Origin of the sequence: Aeromonas sp. DSM 116730 (assembly GCF_046581335.1) — a bacterium.
Lineage (GTDB): Bacteria > Pseudomonadota > Gammaproteobacteria > Enterobacterales > Aeromonadaceae > Aeromonas > Aeromonas rivipollensis.
In genome coordinates, this window is the sequence record NZ_CP144265.1 from 1341962 (window position 1) to 1361920 (window position 19959).

Here is a 19959-nt window from a genome sequence, read left to right on the forward strand (position 1 = left end):
GATGCCATGGTGCAGGGCGGCAGCGTGGTCGCCTATGCTCCGGCCTCCAGCGCCAACCTGAGCGTGGGCTTTGATGTCCTGGGGGCGGCGCTCGCCCCCGTGGATGGCTCCCTGCTGGGGGATCGCGTTCAGGTAAAGGCTGCCGATGTGGCGTTCGCCCTCTCCTCCGTGGGCCGCTACGCCCACAAGCTGCCGGACGATCCCAAGAAGAACATCCTCTATGACTGCTGGCTTGCCTATGGGGAGGCGCTGGAGAAGCGCGGCCTGACCCTCAAGCCGCTGGCGATGGTGCTGGAGAAGAACCTGCCGGTGGGATCCGGTCTGGGATCGAGCGCCTGCAGCGTGGTGGCAGCACTGGAAGGGCTCAACGCCTTCCACGGTGAGCCGCTTGATGAGCACGATATGCTGCTGCTGATGGGGGAGATGGAAGGCAAGATTTCCGGCTCGGTTCACTACGACAACGTGGCCCCCTGCTATCTCGGCGGTATGCAGCTGGTGCTGGAAGAGCACGGCGTCATCAGCCAGGGCATTCCGGTGTTTGAGCAGTGGTACTGGGTGGTCTGCTACCCGGGCACCGTGGTCTCCACCGCCGCCGCCCGCGCCATACTGCCGGCCCAGTATCGCCGCCAGGACTGCCTCACCTATGGCCGTCGCCTGGCGGCCTTCGTGCACGCCAGCTACACAGGGCAGGAGGGGTTGGCGGCGAGCGTGCTCAAAGACGTGATTGCCGAACCCTACCGCGCGGCGCTCATCGAAGGTTTCAACGAGGTGCGAGCCCAGGCGGCTCAGAACGGGGCCCTGGCCACCGGCATCTCGGGCTCGGGCCCCAGCGTCTTCGTGGTGATGAAGGATCTGGCCCAGGCCGAGCGGATGAAGGATTGGATGGATGCACATTTCGTGCAGAACGAAGATGGATTTGCCCGGGTCTGCAAACTGGACATGGCCGGGGCACGGGTAACAGGAAGCGAGCTATGAATCTTTACAATATCAAGGACAAGAGTGAACAGGTGAGCTTCGCCCAGGCGGTGCGTCAGGGTCTGGGCCGCGAGCAGGGGCTCTTCTTCCCCGAAACCATCGCGCCCCTGGCCGATGTGGATGCCCTGCTGGACTTGCCGCTGGCCGAGCGCTCGGCTCGCATCATCAGCCACCTGCTGGGGGACGAAGTGCCCTTGCCTAAGGTCAGCGAGCTGATCGACGCCGCCTTCACCTTCCCGGCGCCCCTGGTGAAGCTCAAAGACGGCACTTATGCCCTCGAGCTGTTCCACGGCCCGACCCTGGCGTTCAAGGACTTCGGTGGCCGCTTTATGGCCCAGTGTCTGGCGACTTTCAGGACCAACGACAAGATCACCATACTCACCGCCACCTCCGGCGACACCGGCGCCGCCGTGGCCCACGCCTTCTATGGCCTGGAGGGGATTGAGGTGGTCATTCTCTATCCCAAGGGCAAGATCAGCCCCTTGCAGGAGGCGCTCTTCTGCACCTTGGGCGGCAACATCCGCACTATCGCCATCGACGGCGACTTCGATGCCTGCCAGGCGCTGGTCAAAGATGCCTTCGACGACGAGGCGTTGAAACAGGCGATTGGCCTGAACTCCGCCAACTCCATCAACATCAGCCGCCTGCTGGCGCAAGTTTGCTACTACTTCGAGGCGGTGGCCCAGCTACCCAAGGCCGACCGTGCCAAGGCAGTCATCAGCGTGCCGTCCGGCAACTTCGGCAACCTCACCGCGGGTCTCATCGCCAAGGCGCTGGGGCTGCCGGTGAAGCGCTTTATCGCCGCCACCAACGCCAACGACACAGTGCCGCGCTACTTGAAAACCGGCAGCTGGGAGCCGCACCAGACGGTCGCGACCCTGTCCAACGCCATGGACGTGAGCCGCCCCAACAACTGGCCGCGAGTGGAAGAGCTGTGCCGCCGGGAAGGCTGGGCGCTGGAGACCTTGGGCTCTGGCATGCGCAGCGATGCCGAAACCCGCGATGCTCTTAAACGCCTGCACCAGCTCGATTACCTGTGCGAGCCCCACGGCGCCATCGCCTGGGATCTGCTGAACGAGCAGCTCGCCGAGGACGAGGTGGGGGTCTTCCTCTGCACCGCCCATCCCGCCAAGTTCAAGGAGTCGGTGGACGAGATCCTGGATCTGGATGTGCCGCTGCCCGGCCCGCTTGCCAAGCACGCCGCCCTGCCGCTGCTCTCCCACAACCTGCCCGCAGACTTTGGCCGCCTCAAGGCCTTCCTGCTCGGTTAAGCACTGATGAAAAAATGATAATCCCCCGCCTTTTTGCAAAGAGCGGGGGATTTTTTATTTCCGGCATAGGGCGGGGAATCCAGCCCTGGATGATCACCCTGAAACAAGGATCACGGTATGAGCCAGCATCCCCTTCGCACATTGATCGAGACCTGTGACGCCGCCATCTCCCGGCGCGACTTCGACGCCCTGATGGCCTTCTACGCCGAGGACGCCGCCCTGGTGGTCAAACCCGGCATGGTGGTGCGCGGCATCCCCGCCATCCGCCGCGCCTTCACCGCCATCTCCGATTACTTTCAGGGCCAGCTTGAGGTGACCCAAGGGGCCATGGAGGTGATAGAGGGGGCCGACAACGCCCTGGTGATCATGGAGACCCGGCTGCGCTACCCAGACGGGCAAGGTAGCCTGGTGGACGAGACTCGCCGCGCCACCTATGTGTTTCGTAAAGAAGCGGATGGCCAGTGGCGCTGCACCATAGATAACTCTTATGGGACGTCATTGCTGGATGCGGCCGTATGACGATGCACCGCCCATCCCGCTCGCCAAACACGCTGCCCTCCCACAATCTGTCTGCGGAATTTACAAGGGGGCGGGAGTTTTTGGTGAAATGAGTGTTTTTTGGAAATAAAAAATCTTCCGGTCGAGTAATTCCGTTAAGTTAAGAGAATATTAGTCTCAAGCTAGGTGGCACAAGGACTGGAAAAAAAGGAAGGCATTATGCCTCCCTCTTTTTATTCAAGGAAGCTAGAGGATGAGGTAGAAACAATAATAATTAGCTTCTCGAAATTATATTGGCTTAACCTTTAAATTATTGGAAACATAAATGTTTAACTTTGCGTGATTCTCCTATTTTTTAGGGGGGGCTTGTGCGGCTCGCTGGGTCAGAACCCACTTTAAAGGAGTTTTCGTTGAATAAATCTATATAAACAAGTGTTCTAGATATGAGCTATCATGAAATTGTTTTTGGTTGTTCATTTAGACACGTAAATAATTTTTGTCACAGTATTAAAATATACTTGGCTTAGAGATGAAACTATAAGGATTCATGCTCGCGTTTGTACTTTGTGTGGTGCGCAACCCCAGCTAAAAATTAACTTTCCTAAGTCATCCCAAATGGGAATTAATATTGGTTCAAGAGACTCCTTTACTTTAAATGGTGTCATCCGTTGAAGTTCTTGAAGTGTATGAGCAAGGATATTATCACCCAATCCCTCAATAACAATACAGTCTGCATCGCATTCTTTGCCATGTGGTTTTTTTTGTGCATATTTTATTATTTCTGGCAATTCAGTCCAGAATTTTCCATAGACCTTATCTAAGGCAGTATATTTTTCTGCACATATTCCTTTCTTATGGTCTATGAAATCCTTTATTTCTGGTTTTCTTTTAGAATGTGTTGACATGAGATCTAGAGCATCAAATTTAGAGGCCGAATATGAATAAGCATACATGGCTGAACTAATGGCCTTGTATGGTAGTAATGATTCTGCCTCATGAGACTCAATGATTTTTGTCAAGGTTGAACCGTGAAAAATCAAATCATGTGTAGTAAATGCTTTCGCTGTACCTCCCAAGGGACCATTTGGGTGTTTCTTATCACTATCAATTAAACATAAGCACATGCACCCATGATTTTTAAGTCGATCAAAAATTGGTTTTGTTCCACTTCCTCGCCCATCTTCTATCTTGAAATTTAGTGGTATAGATGAATTTATTTTTGCTGATGAATAATATTTTCCAATTATTTTATATAATTCTATGTCAGTCTCACACTCTGAAACCAAAGAGCAAGCGATTGCTTTGTCGAAATCGTGGAATTTATGATGACTACAGTATAAAAATACTTGGTTACCATCTGTTTCATTTTTTTCAATATTATTATCTAAGGCGAAGTCAACTATTATATAATGTGTTGTTTCTTTTTTTATTCTACCATATTCCCTTCTGGTGTCTTTGATATCACATGCTGTAAATATATCTGCTTTACTTAAGGAATTTAATTTTATTATGTAATTCAGATCATCAATGTCAATGTTTGTGATATTGAACCCAGAATAATGAGAGCGTAAAAGATTACTTAGCGATATTTGCTTGTTAACATTTGTAGCTATATCACTGGAGATTATATTTGTTAGCTTAATAAACATATTAATTACCAGAGAAAAAGCCAATGGGCCAATTAACTAAGAAACCATCTTCATCAAAATATGACACATGAACTTTAGTTTTGTCTTCTATTGAAGCCTTATCAAAAATTACAACATTGACATCCTCTTGGCTTATGTGCCCAACCTCAACACACTCACCAACAGCATCAATCATTGTTTTGCTGTGGGTCTCAAAAATAAAGCGTAGTTGTATATTATTATCTTTTGCTACGCTAATTGTAGTGACAAATAGCTTTGCTAACTTGGCTTGCAACTCTGGATGTAGGTGAAGCTCTGGTTGCTCAATTGCGAAAGTGATCTCTCTCATCATCATTCTATTATTTTTTTTGTTATTAGTTTCCAACCATATTGATGTTATTATCGGTAATATTTGTGAGTAACCAAACCCCATGTCATTTATATTGTATTCTAACTTGGAGTTTTTAGCTTTTATTTTAATAGCATAATGTAAACCTGATTCTTCAGCTTTGACTGAAAAATCGAAGTGTTTCATAGTCCATGTTGAAAATGACTCTCTTTCTGCTTCAGTTAGAGAGTTTAATAGCATTGCCAGATTTGAACCAGTATGATCAATTTCGTCTACTTGTAGATCTTGATATCTATAATATCTTTCTGCAGTTGAGCGTAATGGTGCTATATATCTCGTGTTTTTAAATGAGTTTATCAGAACTCTGTTAATTGCATCAATAACATTGTTTATATTAAGAGCAATAACATAGTCCATTAAGTCGCTATTTATTTTTTCTTTTAGTACATCATGTTTTGTAAGAAAATATTGATTGTCTCTGTAAACAGTATGGACTAGATTGCTAAAAAATGATGAATCATTGGTGATGATTAGCTTTTGTATTCCAGAAACAATGGTTTCACTTCTTGTTGTGCGATAGAAGTAATCTTTCAGTGCAGTATAAGCGGTGTTTTTTAACCAATTATATGATTCCAATTTTACAATTTTTGTTATGGTTCTTGTTTCTGGTTGATTATTTTCACCAACAATAAAAAATTGCTCTCTTACTTTTTGAAAAAGTGGAGGTATTAAGTTTGATGAGGAGTAAAATAGTGAGGAATCTACGTATTCAAAACCATTTTCAGAAGTTATTTTCACAGAGCATCGGTCTGCTCCAGAGTATTTAATATAGATCTTTCTCTTTTCTATTTCTATTTCTACAGAGTCAAAGACCGTTGCGCCTTTGTTGTTTGTTACTGATATTTTTACATTGGCAGCGATATCGTCGTTAGCTATCTTTACTCGACGTAAAGAATTTCTAAGAGGAGAGTATTGGTTTAGAACATGAGGGGGTAAATTAAGAGAAAACTCAAAGCTAATAGTATCTTGAGATGTTAAGGTTGATTTAGCCTCTGAGAATGCTCCAAAATCGACATATGAACCATACCATAAAATAGGACCTTTGGTCTTCGATTCAACTGACTGTCTCAATAATGGAAAAGTTCTCAAAAACGTACTTTTCCCACTACTATTCTTTCCTACCAAAATAGTTATAGGTTTGAGGGATATGAAGTCTGAGTCTTCAAAACTTCTCAGATTAATTAATCTTATTGCATCTAGCATGTATTATCCTTGGTCTTTAAAAGCAATTCTGATACCTAGTTTTTGACCTCGTTATATTTCTCGACTTGGTCTAAGTGGCACAAGGCCACAGGTATATTAGAGAAGCGTAATCGAATGATTGCTAATAGCTAAGCCAACAGCTATCAAAAAACTAATAAATCGTTAAAACTAGCCGCGGGTAGATTATTCCCCCTTGAATCTGCCGAGCGGAGATCACAAGGCCAGGAGTGCCGTCAGGGATGACGGCGCAGCCGCAGTTGGCACAGGGATGTGTCGTCTGCGGCGTTCCGTCAGACCTTGTAATCGTAGTGAGGGTAACCGACGAAGTCGGGCGGATTGACGGGGGAGAAGACCTTTGGTGACTTTGGGTCTTTCCAAAGTCACTCGCCAAGCCGGGCAGCTGCGGCGAAACCCATCGAGGGTGGAGCCCTCGTGACCCTGCATTGCCGCAGGCGCGGGAATTCGGCCCAATTCCGCGAGAATTGCTACCGCCCGTGGATTACAGCTTCCAATATGCTCGATTAACCAGCGAGGCAGTCACCCATCGCAGGCAATAGGCACTGAGTGGCAATCATAGGCTTTTCCTTTACAGATAAACCAGTCAAAAATTGACGTAACTATCAGGAAGATCTGCGTTTTTTGCGCCAGCTCAACAATCGCAGTTTAACGCAGGATGGAGGGAGAGGGGCGTAGGATGGCGTTTTCTGCGAATCGGGGCGCTTTGGTTGTAACACGGCGGGGGACTATAGTGCAATCGGAAGGGGGAGGCGGCTGAGCCTTGTTCCCTCGGTGCCAGAACCACAATCAAATCAATGATGAGGGCTTGTCAGATGAAATCCATTGCCATCCTGATGACGGTATTTTTGTTCGGTATGGGGACTGCCCACAGCGCGGCGCAGCAGGAGTGCGAGGCGCAGGCTGCGGCCAAAAAGCTGGCGGGGGCCGCCAAGACCAGCTTTGTGGGCAAGTGCGTCAAGGATGCCTCGGCCAACGGCAAGGCAGCCCAGTGTGAGAAGGCGGCCGCCGACAAGAAGCTGGCGGGGGCCGCCAAGAACAGCTTTATCCAGAAGTGTGTGAAGACGGATGCCGCCACCGACAAGGCGGCTCAGTGCGAGAAGGCGGCGGCCGACAAGAAGCTTGCCGGGGCGGCCAAGAACAGCTTCGTGCAAAAGTGTGTCAAGACCACCTGAGCCCTGGGGCCAGGGATGAGCGAGCGCCTTGGGAAGGGGCTCGCCTAAGGGATAGAGGGGGGCCATGGGCCCCTCTCTTGTTGTGATGCCGGTGTGGTGCCCAAGCAAGATGGGCGTTATCCCGGCGCCCTCGGCAAGGGCGGCGCAAGGCCCCCTTGGTGAGGGATGGTCGCGCCGACCCGCCTTTTTTTGATTAAATTTATATCCCTTAAAAAACAATTGCTTGTTGGTATTTTGTTGGCTTTTTTTCAGGTTTTTTCAATTTTTGGGAAATCTTTTCTCCCCTGGGCCGGTTCTATTGGACGTAACCGGATGACATCCGCCGGAGACACCACTCTAGACAACAAGGAATATGGATATGAACGTGAAAAAGAGTACTGCCATCGCCTCTGCCATGACGGGTCTGCTGGCCCTGGGTGCCCAGTTCATCGCCGCGCCAGTCATGGCTGCGGACGACAAGGAGAAGTGCTACGGCGTGGTCAAGGCGGGCAAGAACGATTGCGCCACCAAGGGCGGCTCCTGCGCCGGTACCGCCAAGATGGATGCCCAGGGCGATGCCTTCGTGGTGATGCCCAAGGGCCTGTGCGAGAAACTGGCGGGCGGGTCGCTGCAACCTAAATAAGCCCAGTGCCATGGTGTGGCGCCCGCCACATCATGGCCCCTTCTTTTGAGAGAGCCCTGCCATGAACCCCTTGATCGGTATAGGTTTACGCCCCCCCCACTATGACGAGATCCGCCAGACCCTGCCCGGGGTCGGCTGGCTCGAGGTGCACAGCGAAAACTACTTCGAGCGCCACAGCAAAGGCTTTGAGGTGCTGGCCGAACTCGCCGGGCACTATCCCGTCAGCCTGCACGGGGTCGGCATGTCGCTGGGCTCCGCCGACTCGCTCGACCCTGCGCACCTGCGCCAGTTGGCGGCCCTGGTGGCGACCATAGCGCCGGTGCGGGTCTCCGAGCACCTGAGCTGGGGCAGCATAGGCGGGCGCTATTTCAACGATCTGCTGCCCATGCCCTACACCCGTGAGGCCCTCTCGCACATGAGCGACAAGGTAGACAGGGTGCAGCAGGCCCTGGGTCGGCAACTGCTCATCGAAAATCCCTCTTCCTATCTGCAACTGCCCGGGGAGATGGGTGAAGCGGCGTTTCTGGCCGAGCTGGCGCGGCGCAGCGGCTGCGGCATCCTGCTCGATCTCAACAACCTCCATGTCAGCAGCGTCAATCACGGCTTGGATTGCGCCGACTACCTGGCCGCCATCGACCTCGAGACGGTCGGGGAGATCCACCTGGCCGGTTTTACCGACAAGGTGTTGCCCCAGGGGCACCTCTATATCGACACCCACAGCACCCCGGTGGCGCCCCCCGTCTGGGCGCTCTATCGGCAGCTGTGCCAGCAGCGCGCCATCCCCACCCTGATCGAGTGGGATCTGGAGATACCCCCGCTGCCTGTGCTGCTGGGGGAGGCGCAACTTGCCAGCGAGATCCTGAGCGCGGCGCAGCAAACATTGCAGGAGGTAGCCCATGTCTGAGCTTGCCCGCCTGCAACAGGACTTTGCCAGCGGCCTGCTCGGCCAGGATGACGCCATCCTCGGGCACATCCAGCCGGGGCGCTTTGCCCCCGACGCCGTGCTGCAGATCTATCGCAACAACGTCATCCTCGGCCTCACCGAGGTGCTCGCCAGCAGCTATCCCGCCGTCGCGGCCATGGTGGGGGAAGAGTTCTTCGCCGCTGCGGCCCGGGGATTCGTGCTGGCCGAGCCCCTTGAGGAGGGGAGCGTCATGCACTATGGGGAAGGTTTTGGCGACTGGCTCACCCGCCTGCCGACCACCCAAGCCCTGCCCTGGCTCGGGGAGCTGGCCCGCTTCGAGTGGCTGCTGGAGCGCGCCTCCCTGCTGGCGCCCGAGGCAAGGCGCTGGCCCGCCGAGCGGCTCGCCGCCCTTGCCCCGAGCCAGTGGGATCGGCTGGTGCTGCACCCCGCCTGCGATCTGCTGCTCCTCGAGAGCCAGCATCCTGTGCTGGCGCTCTGGCAGATGGCACTGCACGGCGGGGAGACGGTCAGCGAGCTGGATGCCCCCTGCTCGCTGGCCCTTAAAAAACGCCCCGGCCACAGGGTCGAGCCCATTCCTCTGGAGGCAACCCCCTGGCGCCTGCTGCAAGGCTGCCAGCAGGGCAGGCCGCTGGCCAGCCTGCTGGCACAGGATCCGGCCATGGCCGAGCACCTGGCCCCCCTCATCACCCTCGATCTGCTGGTCGATCTGGAGCTTGCCCCATGACAACACAGACTCTCTCCAAGCCGCTTGGCCACTTTGCCGAACGCATCCTGCCCTGGTGCAGCGGCGCCCTGCTGCTGCTGGCCAGACTCTGGGTCGCTGCCGTCTTCCTGCGATCCGGCTGGCTCAAGTTCACGGCCTGGGATTCCACCCTCTACCTGTTCGAGTTCGAGTACCAGGTGCCCCTGCTGCCCTGGCAGTGGGCGGCCTACGCGGGCACCGCGACCGAGCTGCTGCTGCCGCTCTTCCTGCTGGCGGGGCTCTTCACCCGCCCGGTCGCCTTGCTGCTGTTTGGCTTCAACGCCATGGCGGTCATCTCCTATCCCACCCTGTGGGCGGGGGGCTTTCACGATCACCAGCTGTGGGGCTGGATGCTGCTGACCCTGGCGGTGTGGGGCGCAGGCCCCCTGTCATTGGATCACTGGCGCCTTGCCAGGGGACGCAGCGGCCATTAACGTGGCTGTCAGATGAAGGGGCCTGCGGGCCCCTTCTTGTCATGCCATTCGAGGAGAAAGAGATGATGGTTCGCGAGGCCCTGGCCGCCGATATTCCCGCCCTGGTGCGTCTTCGCATGGCGCTGTTTGGTGAACTGGGGGAGCTCGATGACCCGCAGGCGAGCGATGCGCTGTGGCAGGCGACCCAATCCTATTTCAGCGCGGCACAGGCAGATGGCAGCGCCCGCTCCTGGCTGGTGGAGGTCGAGGGGGAGGCGGTGGCGTGCGGCACCCTGGCGCTCTTCGTGCGCCCACCCTATCCGGGCAACCTGGCGGGGCGCGAGGCCTATCTGCTCAACATGTATACAGTGCCGGCCTGGCGCAAGCAGGGCATGGCGAGCGCCCTGCTCGATGCCATGGCGGCCCATGCCCGGGAACAGCGACTGGGCAAGCTGTGGCTGCACGCCAGCGAGCAGGGGCGTCCGCTCTACGAGCGACTAGGTTTTGTTTCCAATCCGGCCTGCCTGGAGTGGTGTCCCGCCCCCTGAACTAGCCGCAGTGATCCTCGGCAGATTCTTTTACGTACTGGCAGCCCTTGGCGGCCTAGTCGCTTTTCTATACACTGCGCGCCCCCCATGACCCAAGGTCATCTGACCACTCATATTGGGACTTGCGGGGCCGATACAGTCAGTGGGGGGAGGCTGTGGTGCCGATCCGGATCGTCAACGAGGTAGGAGTGTCATGTTCAATCACAAACTCAAGGCGCAATTGCAGGCCTGTCAGGCCCGGCTCGATGAAGAGCAGGGCTTCGCCCAGGGGATCAAGGGCGGTGCCGCGACCATCATCTTCAGCCCGGACGGGGAGATCCTGGAGGTCAGCGACCCCTTCCTGAGCCTGATGGGATATGGCGCTGGCGAGCTGCTTGGGCGTCACCACAGCCTGCTCTGCCCTAAGGGCTGGACCGGCTCCACCGACTATCAGCAGTTCTGGAGCCGCCTGCGCCAGGGTCAGCCCCAGTCTGGCATCTTCGAGCGGGTCAACCAGAAGGGCGAGACCCGCTGGCTGGAGGCGAGCTATTTCCCGGTGAAGACCCAGGGCAGGGTGACCCGGGTGGTGAAGCTGGCCAGCGACGTGACGGCCAGGCATCAGCGGCTGCAACACCTGGAGGCGCTCTCCCAGGCGCTGGACCGCTCCCGGGCCATGATAGAGTTCACCCCGAGCGGCGAGATCATCAGCGCCAACGCCAACTTCCTCGACGCCATGGGCTATCGCCTGAACGAGATTGCGGGCAAGCATCACAGGATCTTCTGTGACGAGGCCTTCCTGCGCGAGCAGCCCAAATTCTGGGAGGAGCTGGCCCGTGGCCAGTTCAAGTCCGGCCTCTTCATGCGCCACAACAGCCGGGGGGAGGCCGTCTGGCTGGAGGCCACCTATAACCCTATTCGTGACCAGAACGGCAAGGTGGTGAAGGTCGTCAAGTTCGCCAGCGACATCACGGCCCGCATCGAGCAGAACCACGCCACCCGGGAAGCGGCCCGCCTCGCCCACTGCACGGCGCAGGAGACCTTGAGCAGTGCCGAGGCCGGTGCCGAGCTGCTGCGCGCCGTGGTCGATACCTCTTCCCTCATCGCCGCCCAGGTGGATCAGGCCATCGCCCTCATCGGTCAGCTCAACGAGCAGTCCAGGAGCATAGAGGCCATCGTCTCCACCATCAGCGCCATCGCCGATCAGACCAACCTGCTGGCCCTCAATGCGGCCATAGAGGCGGCGCGGGCGGGGGAGCAGGGACGGGGCTTTGCCGTGGTCGCCGACGAGGTACGCCAGCTGGCGGCCCGCACCTCTCTTTCCACCGCCGAGATAGCCAAGGTGGTGCAGAAGAACCGCGAGCTGACCGCCAGGGTGACTGACGACATGGCCGGGGTGGCGGGCAGCGCCGAACTCGGCAAACAGCAGATAGCCGAGGTGGACAAGCTGATGAGCGACATCCACCAGGAGGCGAGCCGGGTCTCGCAGACGGTCTCGGCACTCTCCATCTGACCCCCCTGCTCTGGCGACACCCTCTGACGAGATCGCCAAAAGAGTGAGCGAACGAGCCTCCAAGCTGAACCCTGGCTGTATGACCCCGGCCTTGTGAATTGTGGCGATTCGCCGCCTTGTTTAGGCTGCCGCCTCATTTTTCATTGAGCGGGTAGAAAACAATGGCAGTACGACACAAAGGCAGGGCCCTGGCCCTGCTGCTGGGGACGGTAGCGAGCATGGGGCTCAGCGGTTGCATGGGGCAGATGGGGCTCTCCTCCATGGTGACCAAGGGCAACCTCAGCGTGGTGGACAATCGCTACGGCCGTGCCGGTGTCTTCGTGCTGCTCTCCCCCGTCTATGGCCTGGCGGCGACGGCGGATCTGTTCGTGTTCAACACCATCGAATTCTGGTCGGGCAAGAACCCCATCACCGGCAAGTCGCCGGCCCTGGTGGATCACAAGGCCGATGCGGTGATCAAGGTCAACCAGCATCTGGATCCGGCCCTCAACAAGGTGCCGCTCGCCATGCTGCCGCAAGGGGTGCGCGAGGTGAAGGTGAGCTACCCGGACGAGCGCACGGCCCAGATGGAGATCCACTACATCGACGGTCATCGCGACATGATGCGCGGGGAGATGCGCGGCGAGCTGCTGGACATCTACCTGGATGACAAGCTGGTCTCGACCCTGACCCGCAAGCAGCTGGACGAGAAGGCAAGCGCAGGCAAGGTGGCGGTTTAACCTCTTCAGAAAGCTGATCTTTTTTTCTCTGAAAAGGGTATAAACAAGCGGCTGGCAAGATCGCCATTATGTCTAAGGGAGTAGGCTATGACGGTGACCGGATTGCGGTTGGCTGAATTGATTGGTTCCCTCAGCCATGCCCTGGACATGACTGAGGGTCAACCACGGGGGCACTGCATCCGCTGTTGCTGGATAGGTGCACGTCTGGGGGAGCGGCTGGGACTGGATGCCCGGCAGCGCCATGACCTCTATTACACCCTTCTGCTTAAAGATCTGGGGTGCAGCAGCAATGCCGCCCGCATCTGCGAGCTCTATCTCACCGACGATCTTCACTTCAAGCGCGACTTCAAGCTGGTGGATGGCTCCCTCTCCGAGGTGGTCAACTTCGTGCTGGGTCACACCGGCTTGCAGGCGGATCTGCTCGGCCGTTTTCGCAGCCTGTTCCACATCTTTCGCAACGGCGATCAGATAGCCAACGAGCTGATCCAGACCCGCTGTCACCGGGGGGCGGACATAGCTCGCCAGCTGCGCTTCAGTGACGAGGTGGCCAACGGCATCCTCTCCCTCGATGAACACTGGAATGGCAAGGGGCGGCCGCTGCAACTGGCGGGGGAGGCTATCCCCCTCTTCTCCCGCATTGCCCTGCTCTGTCAGGTGGTGGATGTGTTTCACGCCGCCGCAGGCCCGGATGCGGCGCTGAGGGAGCTGCGCGAGCGCAGCGGCAGCTGGTTTGATCCTGCCCTGGTCGGCGAATTTGAAGCGCTGGCGGACGAGGATTTCTGGCAGGGGCTGGTGGACCCCAGGCTGACCGAGTGGGTCTTCGACCACCCGGCCGGGCAGGGGGAGGTGGCGCTCGATGAAGATTATCTGGACGAGATAGCCGCGGCCTTCGGTCAGGTGGTGGACTCCAAGAGCCCCTATACCGCGGGCCACAGCGGCAGGGTGGCGCTCTATACCGACATTCTTGCCGCCCAGATGGGGCTGCCTGAATCGAGACGGCGCTGGCTCAAGCGGGGTGCCCTGCTCCACGACGTGGGCAAGCTTGGGGTGAGCAACGCCATCCTCGACAAGCCGGGCAAGCTAGATGCGCAGGAGTGGGCCGCGGTGCAGATGCATGCCGCCTATACCGAGGAGATCCTGGGTCGCATAGGGGCGTTCAGGGAGCTGGCCCAGGTGGCCGGGGCCCATCATGAACGGCTCGATGGCAAGGGCTATCCGAGGGGGCTCAGCGGCGCAGAGATTGCTCTCGAGACTCGCATCATCACCACCGCCGACATCTTCGACGCCATCACCGCCAAGCGCCCCTATCGCGACGCCATCCCTGTGCCCCAGGCGCTGGAGATGATGGCCGAGCATCTGGGCAGCGCCATCGATCCCGACTGTTTCGCCGCCCTTCAGGCGGGGATCCGGGACTTCTCCCTCTACCTCAGCCCCGAGCAGCCCTTGGCGCAGGCCGGTTAAGGCCGACGGCGTCGTCATGGCCCGGGTGGCCGGAGACCAAAGACAGGAACGCCCCGCATTGCGGGGCGTTTTGTTAGCCCGGCTTGTTGCCCTGGCTGCGGGGTGGGTTCATCACCAGCCCCAGCAGGCGGTGGAGGTGGGCTATCTGCTCGGTGAGCTGCAGGTTGAGCCAGAGGTAGCCGCTGATGGTGGCCTCGTCATCGGCCCCCGGGCGCACCTCGGCCTGCACCTCTGCGGCCGCCGCCTGCAATCTGGCTATGGCCTGCTCGGCGGCGCTGCTGTCACCGCTCTTGAGCATGAGGGCGAGCTGGATGATCACCGCCTCTGTGGCCTGCTGGCAGGCGCGCAGCCCGGGGTGGCTCTGCATCAGGAAGTGGCTCTGGCGATCGCGCCAGTAGGTGTTGGCCAGCATCTCCAGGGTGCAGAAGGTGTTGCGCATCGTGGTCTGGACGGCCTCGAACAGGGTGCTGTTGAGACGGGTCTCCTTGACGGCGGGCGCCAGCAGGGGGCGCAGGCTGACTATCTTGGTGAGCAGACGGGCGTGGCTTTGGGCCAGCCTGGGGCGCTCCAGGATATTGGGGGAGAGGTGGGTGTGATAGAGACGCCCGGCCTGCTGCAGGCTGTCGTGCATCTGCAGCCGCCAGTGGGTATAGGCCCGCTGGGGGTAGATGCTGCAAAACAGCAGTGCCAGCATGGAACCCAGGATGACGTCGCCACTGCGCCAGAGCGCCGTCTCTATGTCCCCCGGCACCCCGCCGACTATGACCCCCAGGGTGATGCCGATGAGCAGCCCCACATAGGGGCGCTTGCCGAGCGCCAGGTAGCCGCACAGGAACATGATGGCGCAGCACCAGACCAGCATCAGCGGCAGGGAGTAGAGCTCCAGATAGAGGGCCACCACACCGCAGGCGGCGCCGAAGATGGTGCCGACCACCCGTTGCAGCGCCCGGGAGAGCACGTTGCCCCAGAACGAGATGGGGCCCATCACCACCACTAGGGTGATGAGGGGCCAGGTGCTCTCCGGCAGCTTGAGCTCCCGGGTCAGCAGGAAGGTGAGGGTGAAGGCCAGGGCGATGCGCAGGCCGTGGACCAGGCGGTAGCGACCATAGATCAGCAGATCGAAGCGGGAGAGCGGCGTGTTCAGGCGCAAGGGAGTCGTCTCATGTCAGGTTGATCTTCTCGTGTTGCCGTGCCGGCTGACGCTCGCCATCAGGGCAAGAGGCGGATCCGGACCCGCTCACCTGGGATGATGGCCGATCGGGCGGGGCATTCGATCACGCAGTTGGCCAAGGGCAGGGCAGAGGGCATGAAAGCACTTGCCGGGCGCACCTGCAAGCAGCCGCTGGCATCCTGGCTGAGGTGGCCGGGCAGGCAAGCCTCCCCCGCCGGATTGGCAATGGCCTCCAGGGCCAGGGCGAGCAGGCGCAGCGGCGGCGGCAAAGGGGGCTGGTTGCTTGCATCCCGGGGCAGCCGGGCGCAGATGAAGTCGGCGATGGCGTCCAGGGCCTCGAAACGAAACTGGGGCAGGGTGGTTGCCTCGGGCTCATCGCTGATGAGCGCCACTATGTCCGGGTCGCCCGGGAACAGCAGGGGCCTCCCGAGGGCGCGGCGATGGAGCTCTATCTTGGGGAAATGGTGATGCTTGAACCCCTCGACCAGCAGCAGATCGAGCCGCTCCCAGTCGAAGCGGGCCAGCAGTGCCTCCAGGGAGGGCTCTTGCTCCGGGGTCTCGCAGATCAGGGCGTGGCGCAGGGAGGAGGCCGCCATCACCTGGCGGGCACCGGCCTGGCGCAGGCGATGGCTGTCCTTGCCAGGCTTGTCCATGTCGAAGTGGTGATGGGTATGCTTGAGCACCCCGAGCCGCAGGCCGCGCTGGCCGAGCAGGGGGATGAGGCGCTCCAGCAAGGTGGTCTTGCCGGTGCCGCTCCAGGCGACGAAGCCGAGCAGGGGCCCTGGGGCGCTCATGGTCGCAGGCCCCCCGCCAGCGGCTCGGGATGTGACAGGCTGGCCTCGTAGGCGGCGAGCTCGGCCGGGCTGTTGAGATTGACGAAGGCATCAGGCGCATCGGCAAAGGGCACCACCGTCATCCGGTGGCGGGCAAACCAGGCCCCCGTCTTGCGCTCTCCCTCTGCCAGGGCCAGTTGCAGGGAGGGCAGCAGGGCGCGATGGAGCAGGGCGACCACGGGTTGCAGGTGCTGGCCGTCGTGGGCCACCACCAGCTCGCTCTGCGGCGTCATGGCGGCGCGAAAGCGGGCCATCAGATCCCGTGGCAGGGCGGGGCCGTCACAGGGCACGAACAGCACCCAGTCGTGGCGGGCGGCGGCCAGCCCAGCCTGCATGCCCGCCAGCGGCCCCTGAAAGTCGGCCTGCGCGTCGCCGATGACGGGGGCCAGCGCCCGATAGCGCTCCTCGCTGCGGTTGGCGTTGATCAGCACCTCGTCCACCTGGGGGCGCAGGCGCTCGAGCACGTGGACTATCAGGGGCTTGCCCGCCAGGGGCACCCAACCCTTGTCGTCGCCCCCCATGCGGGTGGCACGGCCGCCGGCCAGGATCACGGCGGAGACGGGGAAGGGGAGGTCGCTGCGGCTCATGGGGCTCCAGGGGTCTGTGAGGTGATATGCCGGGTGTTCAGCGTCTGCTCTAGCAAGGGCGCTTGCGGCATCGAGAGTCTGCCGATCTTGCGCCAAGCGCCCCGCCGGGGCAAGCCCGGCGGCCATGAGCCCGGCAGGAGAGGGGCTTTGGCCGCAGGGTATGCCCAAGCTCACAAAACCGAATCCCCAAACGTCATATGATCCCCTGCAATCTGAGTCTTGCTCTCCTGCCTAATGGCAACTTCATGTAAATCAAAGAGAATGACTATGGCTACCGGACAATATCTGCTGTGGAAAGACGCACAGGGAGAGGACTTTCGCCCCGTTGCACTGACAGGCACCGATCTGCTCAACGATCGCAATCTCAACAAGGGCACCGCCTTCACCGAACAGGAGCGGGCCGACTTCGAGCTGGATGGCCTGCTGCCGCCCCAGGTGCAGACCTTCGAGGCCCAGCTGGAGCGGGTCTATCAGGGCTTTTTGAGCGCCTGCAGCGACATCGAGAAGTACCAGAACCTGCGGGCCTTGCAGGATCGCAACGAGACCCTGTTCTACGCCCTGCTGTCGCGCCACGTGGAGGAGATGACCCCCTATATCTATACCCCGACCGTGGGCAAGGCCTGTCAGGAGTTCAGCCACCGCTTCCAGAAGCCGCGCGGTCTCTACATCACCCCGAAGAACGTCGATGACATGGGCTCCCTCGCCCGCCACATGGACGCCAAGGCGGTGCGCATCATAGTGGTCACCGACAGCCAGGGGATCCTCGGCATCGGCGATCAGGGGGTGGGGGGCATGGGCATCCCCATCGGCAAGCTCTCCCTCTATACCCTGGGAGCCGGGATCCATCCCGCCTGCTGTCTGCCCATAGCGCTGGACGTGGGCACCGACAACCAGGCGCTACTGGACGATCCCATGTACCTGGGTCAGCCCCACAAGCGCATTCGCGGCAAGGAGTACGACGACTTCATCGACAAGTTCGTGGCCGGGGTCAAGCGCCACTTCCCCAACGCCGTCTTGCAGTGGGAGGACTTCAGCAAGTCCAACGCCTTCAACAACCTCTCCCGCTACCAGCAGACGCTGCCGTCCTTCAACGACGACATCCAGGGCACAGGGGCCGTGGTGCTGGCGGGCATCATAGGGGCGGTCAAGTCCAAGGGCGAGACCCTGGGCCAGCAGCACTACCTAGTCTATGGGGCCGGGGCTGGCGGGGTCGGGGTGGCGGATCAGATCTGCGCCGGGATGATCCGCGAGGGGCTGGACCCGCAGGCGGCGCGGGATCGCATCTACATTCTGGATACCCAGGGGCTGGTGTGCGACAACCGCGAGGGACTGGATGAATACAAGCGCCGCTACGCCAAGCCGGGCCTGCTGCTGGCCCAGTGGGATCTGCAGGGCAAGGCGGGGCTGACCGAGGTGCTGCGCCACGTGCCCATCAGCGTGCTGCTCGGCACCAGCGGCGCCGGTGGCGCCTTCCAGGAGGAGCATATCCAGCTGATGCTGGCCCACTGCGAGCGCCCCATGGTGTTCCCCCTCTCCAACCCCACCGCCAACTGCGAGGCGCTGCCGGAGGACATCTTCCGCTGGAGCCAGGGCCGCGCCATAGTCGCCACCGGCAGCCCGTTCAAGGACGTGCACCATGAGGGCCAGACGTTCAGGGTCGGGCAGGGCAACAACGTATTCATCTTCCCGGGGGTGGGGCTGGCCGCCATCGTCAGCCAGCTTCGCGAGATAAGCCCGGAGATCTTCACCACAGCCGCCTTCGCCCTGGCGGAGTGCGTGGATGAGGCGGATCTGGCCCGGGGCACCGTCTACCCGCGGATCAGCGAGCTGCGCAGCATCTCGGTACACGTGGCGACCGCCGTGCTCAAGGACATAGTGCGCCGCGACCCCTCCCACCCGCTGATTGGCCAGGACCTGCAGCAGCACATCCTGAGCCACATGTGGGAGCCTGTCTATCTGCCCTACCGCAGGGTCTGAGGAGAGCGCCGGGCCTGATGGCCGCGCGGATAAAATGAAAGAGGGTGGCCCTGGCCACCCTCTTCTTGTTGACCCGGTCGCTTCCCTCAGGGGCTCGGGCCGCTCGCCCCTCAGGGCTGACTAGGCGGTGGCAGCAGGCTGTCATCGACGCTGCCATCCCCTCTTAGCTTGTTGCCGTTGGCGTCGACGGCGTCCACACCGTTGTCATCTATGCTGCCGTCACCTCTCAGCTTGTTGCCATTGGCGTCGACGGCATCCACGCCGTTGTCATCTACGCTGCCGTCACCTCTTAGCTTGTTGCCATTGGCATCGACGGCGTCCACACCGTTGTCATCTATGCTGCCGTCACCTCTTAGCTTGTTGCCGCTCCCATCGACGGCATCTCTGCCCTTGTCATCCCGCCCGCCGGCATCTTCGCCCCTGCCGCTGTCATCGCTGCCGTGGCCGCCGCTGCGGTCATCGCCCCCACCATTGTTTCCGTTTTGGCTACTATTGCCGCCCCCGCCGCTATTGTTTCCAGAATTGCTACTATTGCTCCCGCCACTGTGGCCGCCACCCCCGCTGCCACTGTTGCTGCCGCCTCCACCACTGTTGCCGCCTCCGCTGCCACTATTGCCGCCGCTTCCGCCGTCACCCCCTTTGTTGTGAACGATCAGCGAGTTGGCGATATAGCTGTGGCTGCCATCATCCAGAATGAGGTTGAACAGCGCCGTGGTGGGCGGGCTGTCGACCCAGTAGAGAGACTCGACCAGCAGCTCGGCGGGCTGGGCCGCCAGCGCCAGATTGCCAGTGAGCGCGACCGCTGCCGGTCCGCACAGGATGCGCATGCCGGTAAAGAGCGGCTGCACCGCCAGGGTGGGCTGCTCGGCGCGGGTCATGGCGGGCGAGATGGCCACCCAGCCGCGGGAGCTCAAGAAGGGGTGTTCGGCGGTAAAGAAGGGGGGCAGACGATTGAGCCCGTAGAGTCTCCGGTTGCCCAGGATGACGCGCTCGACCGCCAGGATCCGGTTGCTCTGGCCATGCTGATCCAGCACCTGTTCACCGGCCTGCAGCGTTTCGATGGGGCGCTCGCTGCCATCGGCCATCAGGATGCGGGTGCCGGCGACGAAGCAGGACTTGGCATGGGCCTGGTTCGGCTGCCATTGGTGGTGGTCGAAGTCATAGCTGAAGGGGGTGGCAAACAGGGCCAGGGCGATGGCCGATCCCAGCAGCAGTCGGCGCTGGCTGGGTTTGAACGAGGGCAGTGACATGGGGAGCTCCTTGTCTGGCTGGATTCACGCAGTCAAGTATAGAGGGCA

The 19959-nt window shown here is 59.3% G+C and carries 19 protein-coding genes; 13 read left to right on the forward strand and 6 right to left on the reverse strand.

Going from position 1 to position 19959, the window contains the following annotated elements; translation table 11 throughout:
* Positions 1-6: 6 nt before the first annotated feature.
* The 3 genes from thrB to Aeroheme_RS06320 all read left to right on the forward strand — a co-directional run bounded on the left by thrB (position 7) and on the right by Aeroheme_RS06320 (position 2765).
* The gene (gene thrB, locus Aeroheme_RS06310; RefSeq protein ID WP_111910064.1) at positions 7-975 is read left to right on the forward strand and encodes a homoserine kinase; all 969 of its coding nucleotides are present in this window, start codon (positions 7-9) and stop codon (positions 973-975) included.
* Positions 972-2246: a threonine synthase gene (gene thrC / locus Aeroheme_RS06315; protein ID WP_411166892.1), complete on the forward strand. Its 1275-nt coding sequence runs from the start codon at positions 972-974 to the stop codon at positions 2244-2246. Before thrB ends, thrC begins: the two co-directional genes overlap by 4 nt.
* A gap of 117 nt (positions 2247-2363) precedes the next feature.
* On the forward strand, positions 2364-2765 hold the full coding sequence (locus tag Aeroheme_RS06320; RefSeq protein WP_411166893.1) for a YybH family protein: 402 nt from the start codon (positions 2364-2366) through the stop codon (positions 2763-2765).
* Positions 2766-3289: 524 nt separating this feature from the next.
* On the opposite strand, the gene Aeroheme_RS06325 is transcribed toward Aeroheme_RS06320, so the two are convergent.
* Together Aeroheme_RS06325 and Aeroheme_RS06330 are read right to left on the reverse strand one after the other, a co-directional pair.
* Positions 3290-4393 (reverse strand): hypothetical protein, encoded by a 1104-nt coding sequence (locus Aeroheme_RS06325; protein ID WP_411166894.1) that lies wholly within the window; start codon positions 4391-4393, stop codon positions 3290-3292.
* A gap of 1 nt (position 4394) precedes the next feature.
* The gene (locus tag Aeroheme_RS06330) at positions 4395-5984 is read right to left on the reverse strand and encodes an AAA family ATPase (RefSeq protein WP_411166895.1); all 1590 of its coding nucleotides are present in this window, start codon (positions 5982-5984) and stop codon (positions 4395-4397) included.
* 830 nt (positions 5985-6814) lie between these two features.
* On the opposite strand from Aeroheme_RS06330, the gene Aeroheme_RS06335 reads away from it, so the two are divergent.
* The 9 genes from Aeroheme_RS06335 to Aeroheme_RS06375 all read left to right on the forward strand — a co-directional run bounded on the left by Aeroheme_RS06335 (position 6815) and on the right by Aeroheme_RS06375 (position 14093).
* Entirely contained in the window at positions 6815-7174 is a 360-nt protein-coding gene (locus Aeroheme_RS06335) for a hypothetical protein (RefSeq protein WP_411166896.1), read from the forward strand.
* Between the two features lie 358 nt (positions 7175-7532).
* A complete protein-coding gene (locus Aeroheme_RS06340; protein WP_025327732.1) occupies positions 7533-7796 on the forward strand; it encodes a DUF2282 domain-containing protein in 264 nt (87 codons plus the stop codon).
* Positions 7797-7857: 61 nt separating this feature from the next.
* Positions 7858-8700, forward strand: a complete 843-nt coding sequence (locus tag Aeroheme_RS06345; protein ID WP_411166897.1) for a DUF692 domain-containing protein — start codon at positions 7858-7860, stop codon at positions 8698-8700.
* A complete protein-coding gene (locus Aeroheme_RS06350; protein WP_411166898.1) occupies positions 8693-9445 on the forward strand; it encodes a putative DNA-binding domain-containing protein in 753 nt (250 codons plus the stop codon). The genes Aeroheme_RS06345 and Aeroheme_RS06350 overlap by 8 nt, the downstream gene beginning before the upstream one ends.
* The gene (locus tag Aeroheme_RS06355; RefSeq protein ID WP_139745248.1) at positions 9442-9897 is read left to right on the forward strand and encodes a DoxX family protein; all 456 of its coding nucleotides are present in this window, start codon (positions 9442-9444) and stop codon (positions 9895-9897) included. The genes Aeroheme_RS06350 and Aeroheme_RS06355 overlap by 4 nt, the downstream gene beginning before the upstream one ends.
* A gap of 62 nt (positions 9898-9959) precedes the next feature.
* A complete protein-coding gene (locus Aeroheme_RS06360; protein WP_411166899.1) occupies positions 9960-10424 on the forward strand; it encodes a GNAT family N-acetyltransferase in 465 nt (154 codons plus the stop codon).
* A gap of 193 nt (positions 10425-10617) precedes the next feature.
* Positions 10618-11913 (forward strand): methyl-accepting chemotaxis protein, encoded by a 1296-nt coding sequence (locus tag Aeroheme_RS06365; RefSeq protein WP_411166900.1) that lies wholly within the window; start codon positions 10618-10620, stop codon positions 11911-11913.
* A 161-nt stretch (positions 11914-12074) separates the two neighbouring features.
* Positions 12075-12632: a DUF3332 domain-containing protein gene (locus Aeroheme_RS06370; protein WP_171276551.1), complete on the forward strand. Its 558-nt coding sequence runs from the start codon at positions 12075-12077 to the stop codon at positions 12630-12632.
* Between the two features lie 87 nt (positions 12633-12719).
* Positions 12720-14093 carry an HD-GYP domain-containing protein gene (locus Aeroheme_RS06375; protein WP_111910249.1) on the forward strand — a complete coding sequence of 458 codons (1374 nt, stop codon included), beginning with the start codon at positions 12720-12722 and terminating at the stop codon, positions 14091-14093.
* 73 nt (positions 14094-14166) lie between these two features.
* On the opposite strand, the gene Aeroheme_RS06380 is transcribed toward Aeroheme_RS06375, so the two are convergent.
* Genes Aeroheme_RS06380 through mobA form a run of 3 tightly spaced genes read right to left on the reverse strand, consistent with a single transcriptional unit; the run spans position 14167 to position 16684 of the window.
* A complete protein-coding gene (locus Aeroheme_RS06380) occupies positions 14167-15243 on the reverse strand; it encodes an FUSC family protein (protein WP_234690575.1) in 1077 nt (358 codons plus the stop codon).
* Positions 15244-15302: 59 nt separating this feature from the next.
* A complete protein-coding gene (gene mobB / locus Aeroheme_RS06385) occupies positions 15303-16058 on the reverse strand; it encodes a molybdopterin-guanine dinucleotide biosynthesis protein B (RefSeq protein ID WP_411166901.1) in 756 nt (251 codons plus the stop codon).
* A complete protein-coding gene (mobA, locus tag Aeroheme_RS06390; RefSeq protein WP_368170339.1) occupies positions 16055-16684 on the reverse strand; it encodes a molybdenum cofactor guanylyltransferase MobA in 630 nt (209 codons plus the stop codon). Before mobA ends, mobB begins: the two co-directional genes overlap by 4 nt.
* 267 nt (positions 16685-16951) lie before the next feature.
* Between mobA and Aeroheme_RS06395 the strand changes: the two genes are divergently transcribed.
* Positions 16952-18661, forward strand: coding sequence for an NAD-dependent malic enzyme (locus Aeroheme_RS06395; RefSeq protein WP_234570278.1), 1710 nt, complete (start codon positions 16952-16954; stop codon positions 18659-18661).
* A 110-nt stretch (positions 18662-18771) separates the two neighbouring features.
* On the opposite strand, the gene Aeroheme_RS06400 is transcribed toward Aeroheme_RS06395, so the two are convergent.
* Positions 18772-19911, reverse strand: coding sequence for a Hint domain-containing homing endonuclease (locus Aeroheme_RS06400; protein ID WP_411166902.1), 1140 nt, complete (start codon positions 19909-19911; stop codon positions 18772-18774).
* Positions 19912-19959: the final 48 nt, after the last annotated feature.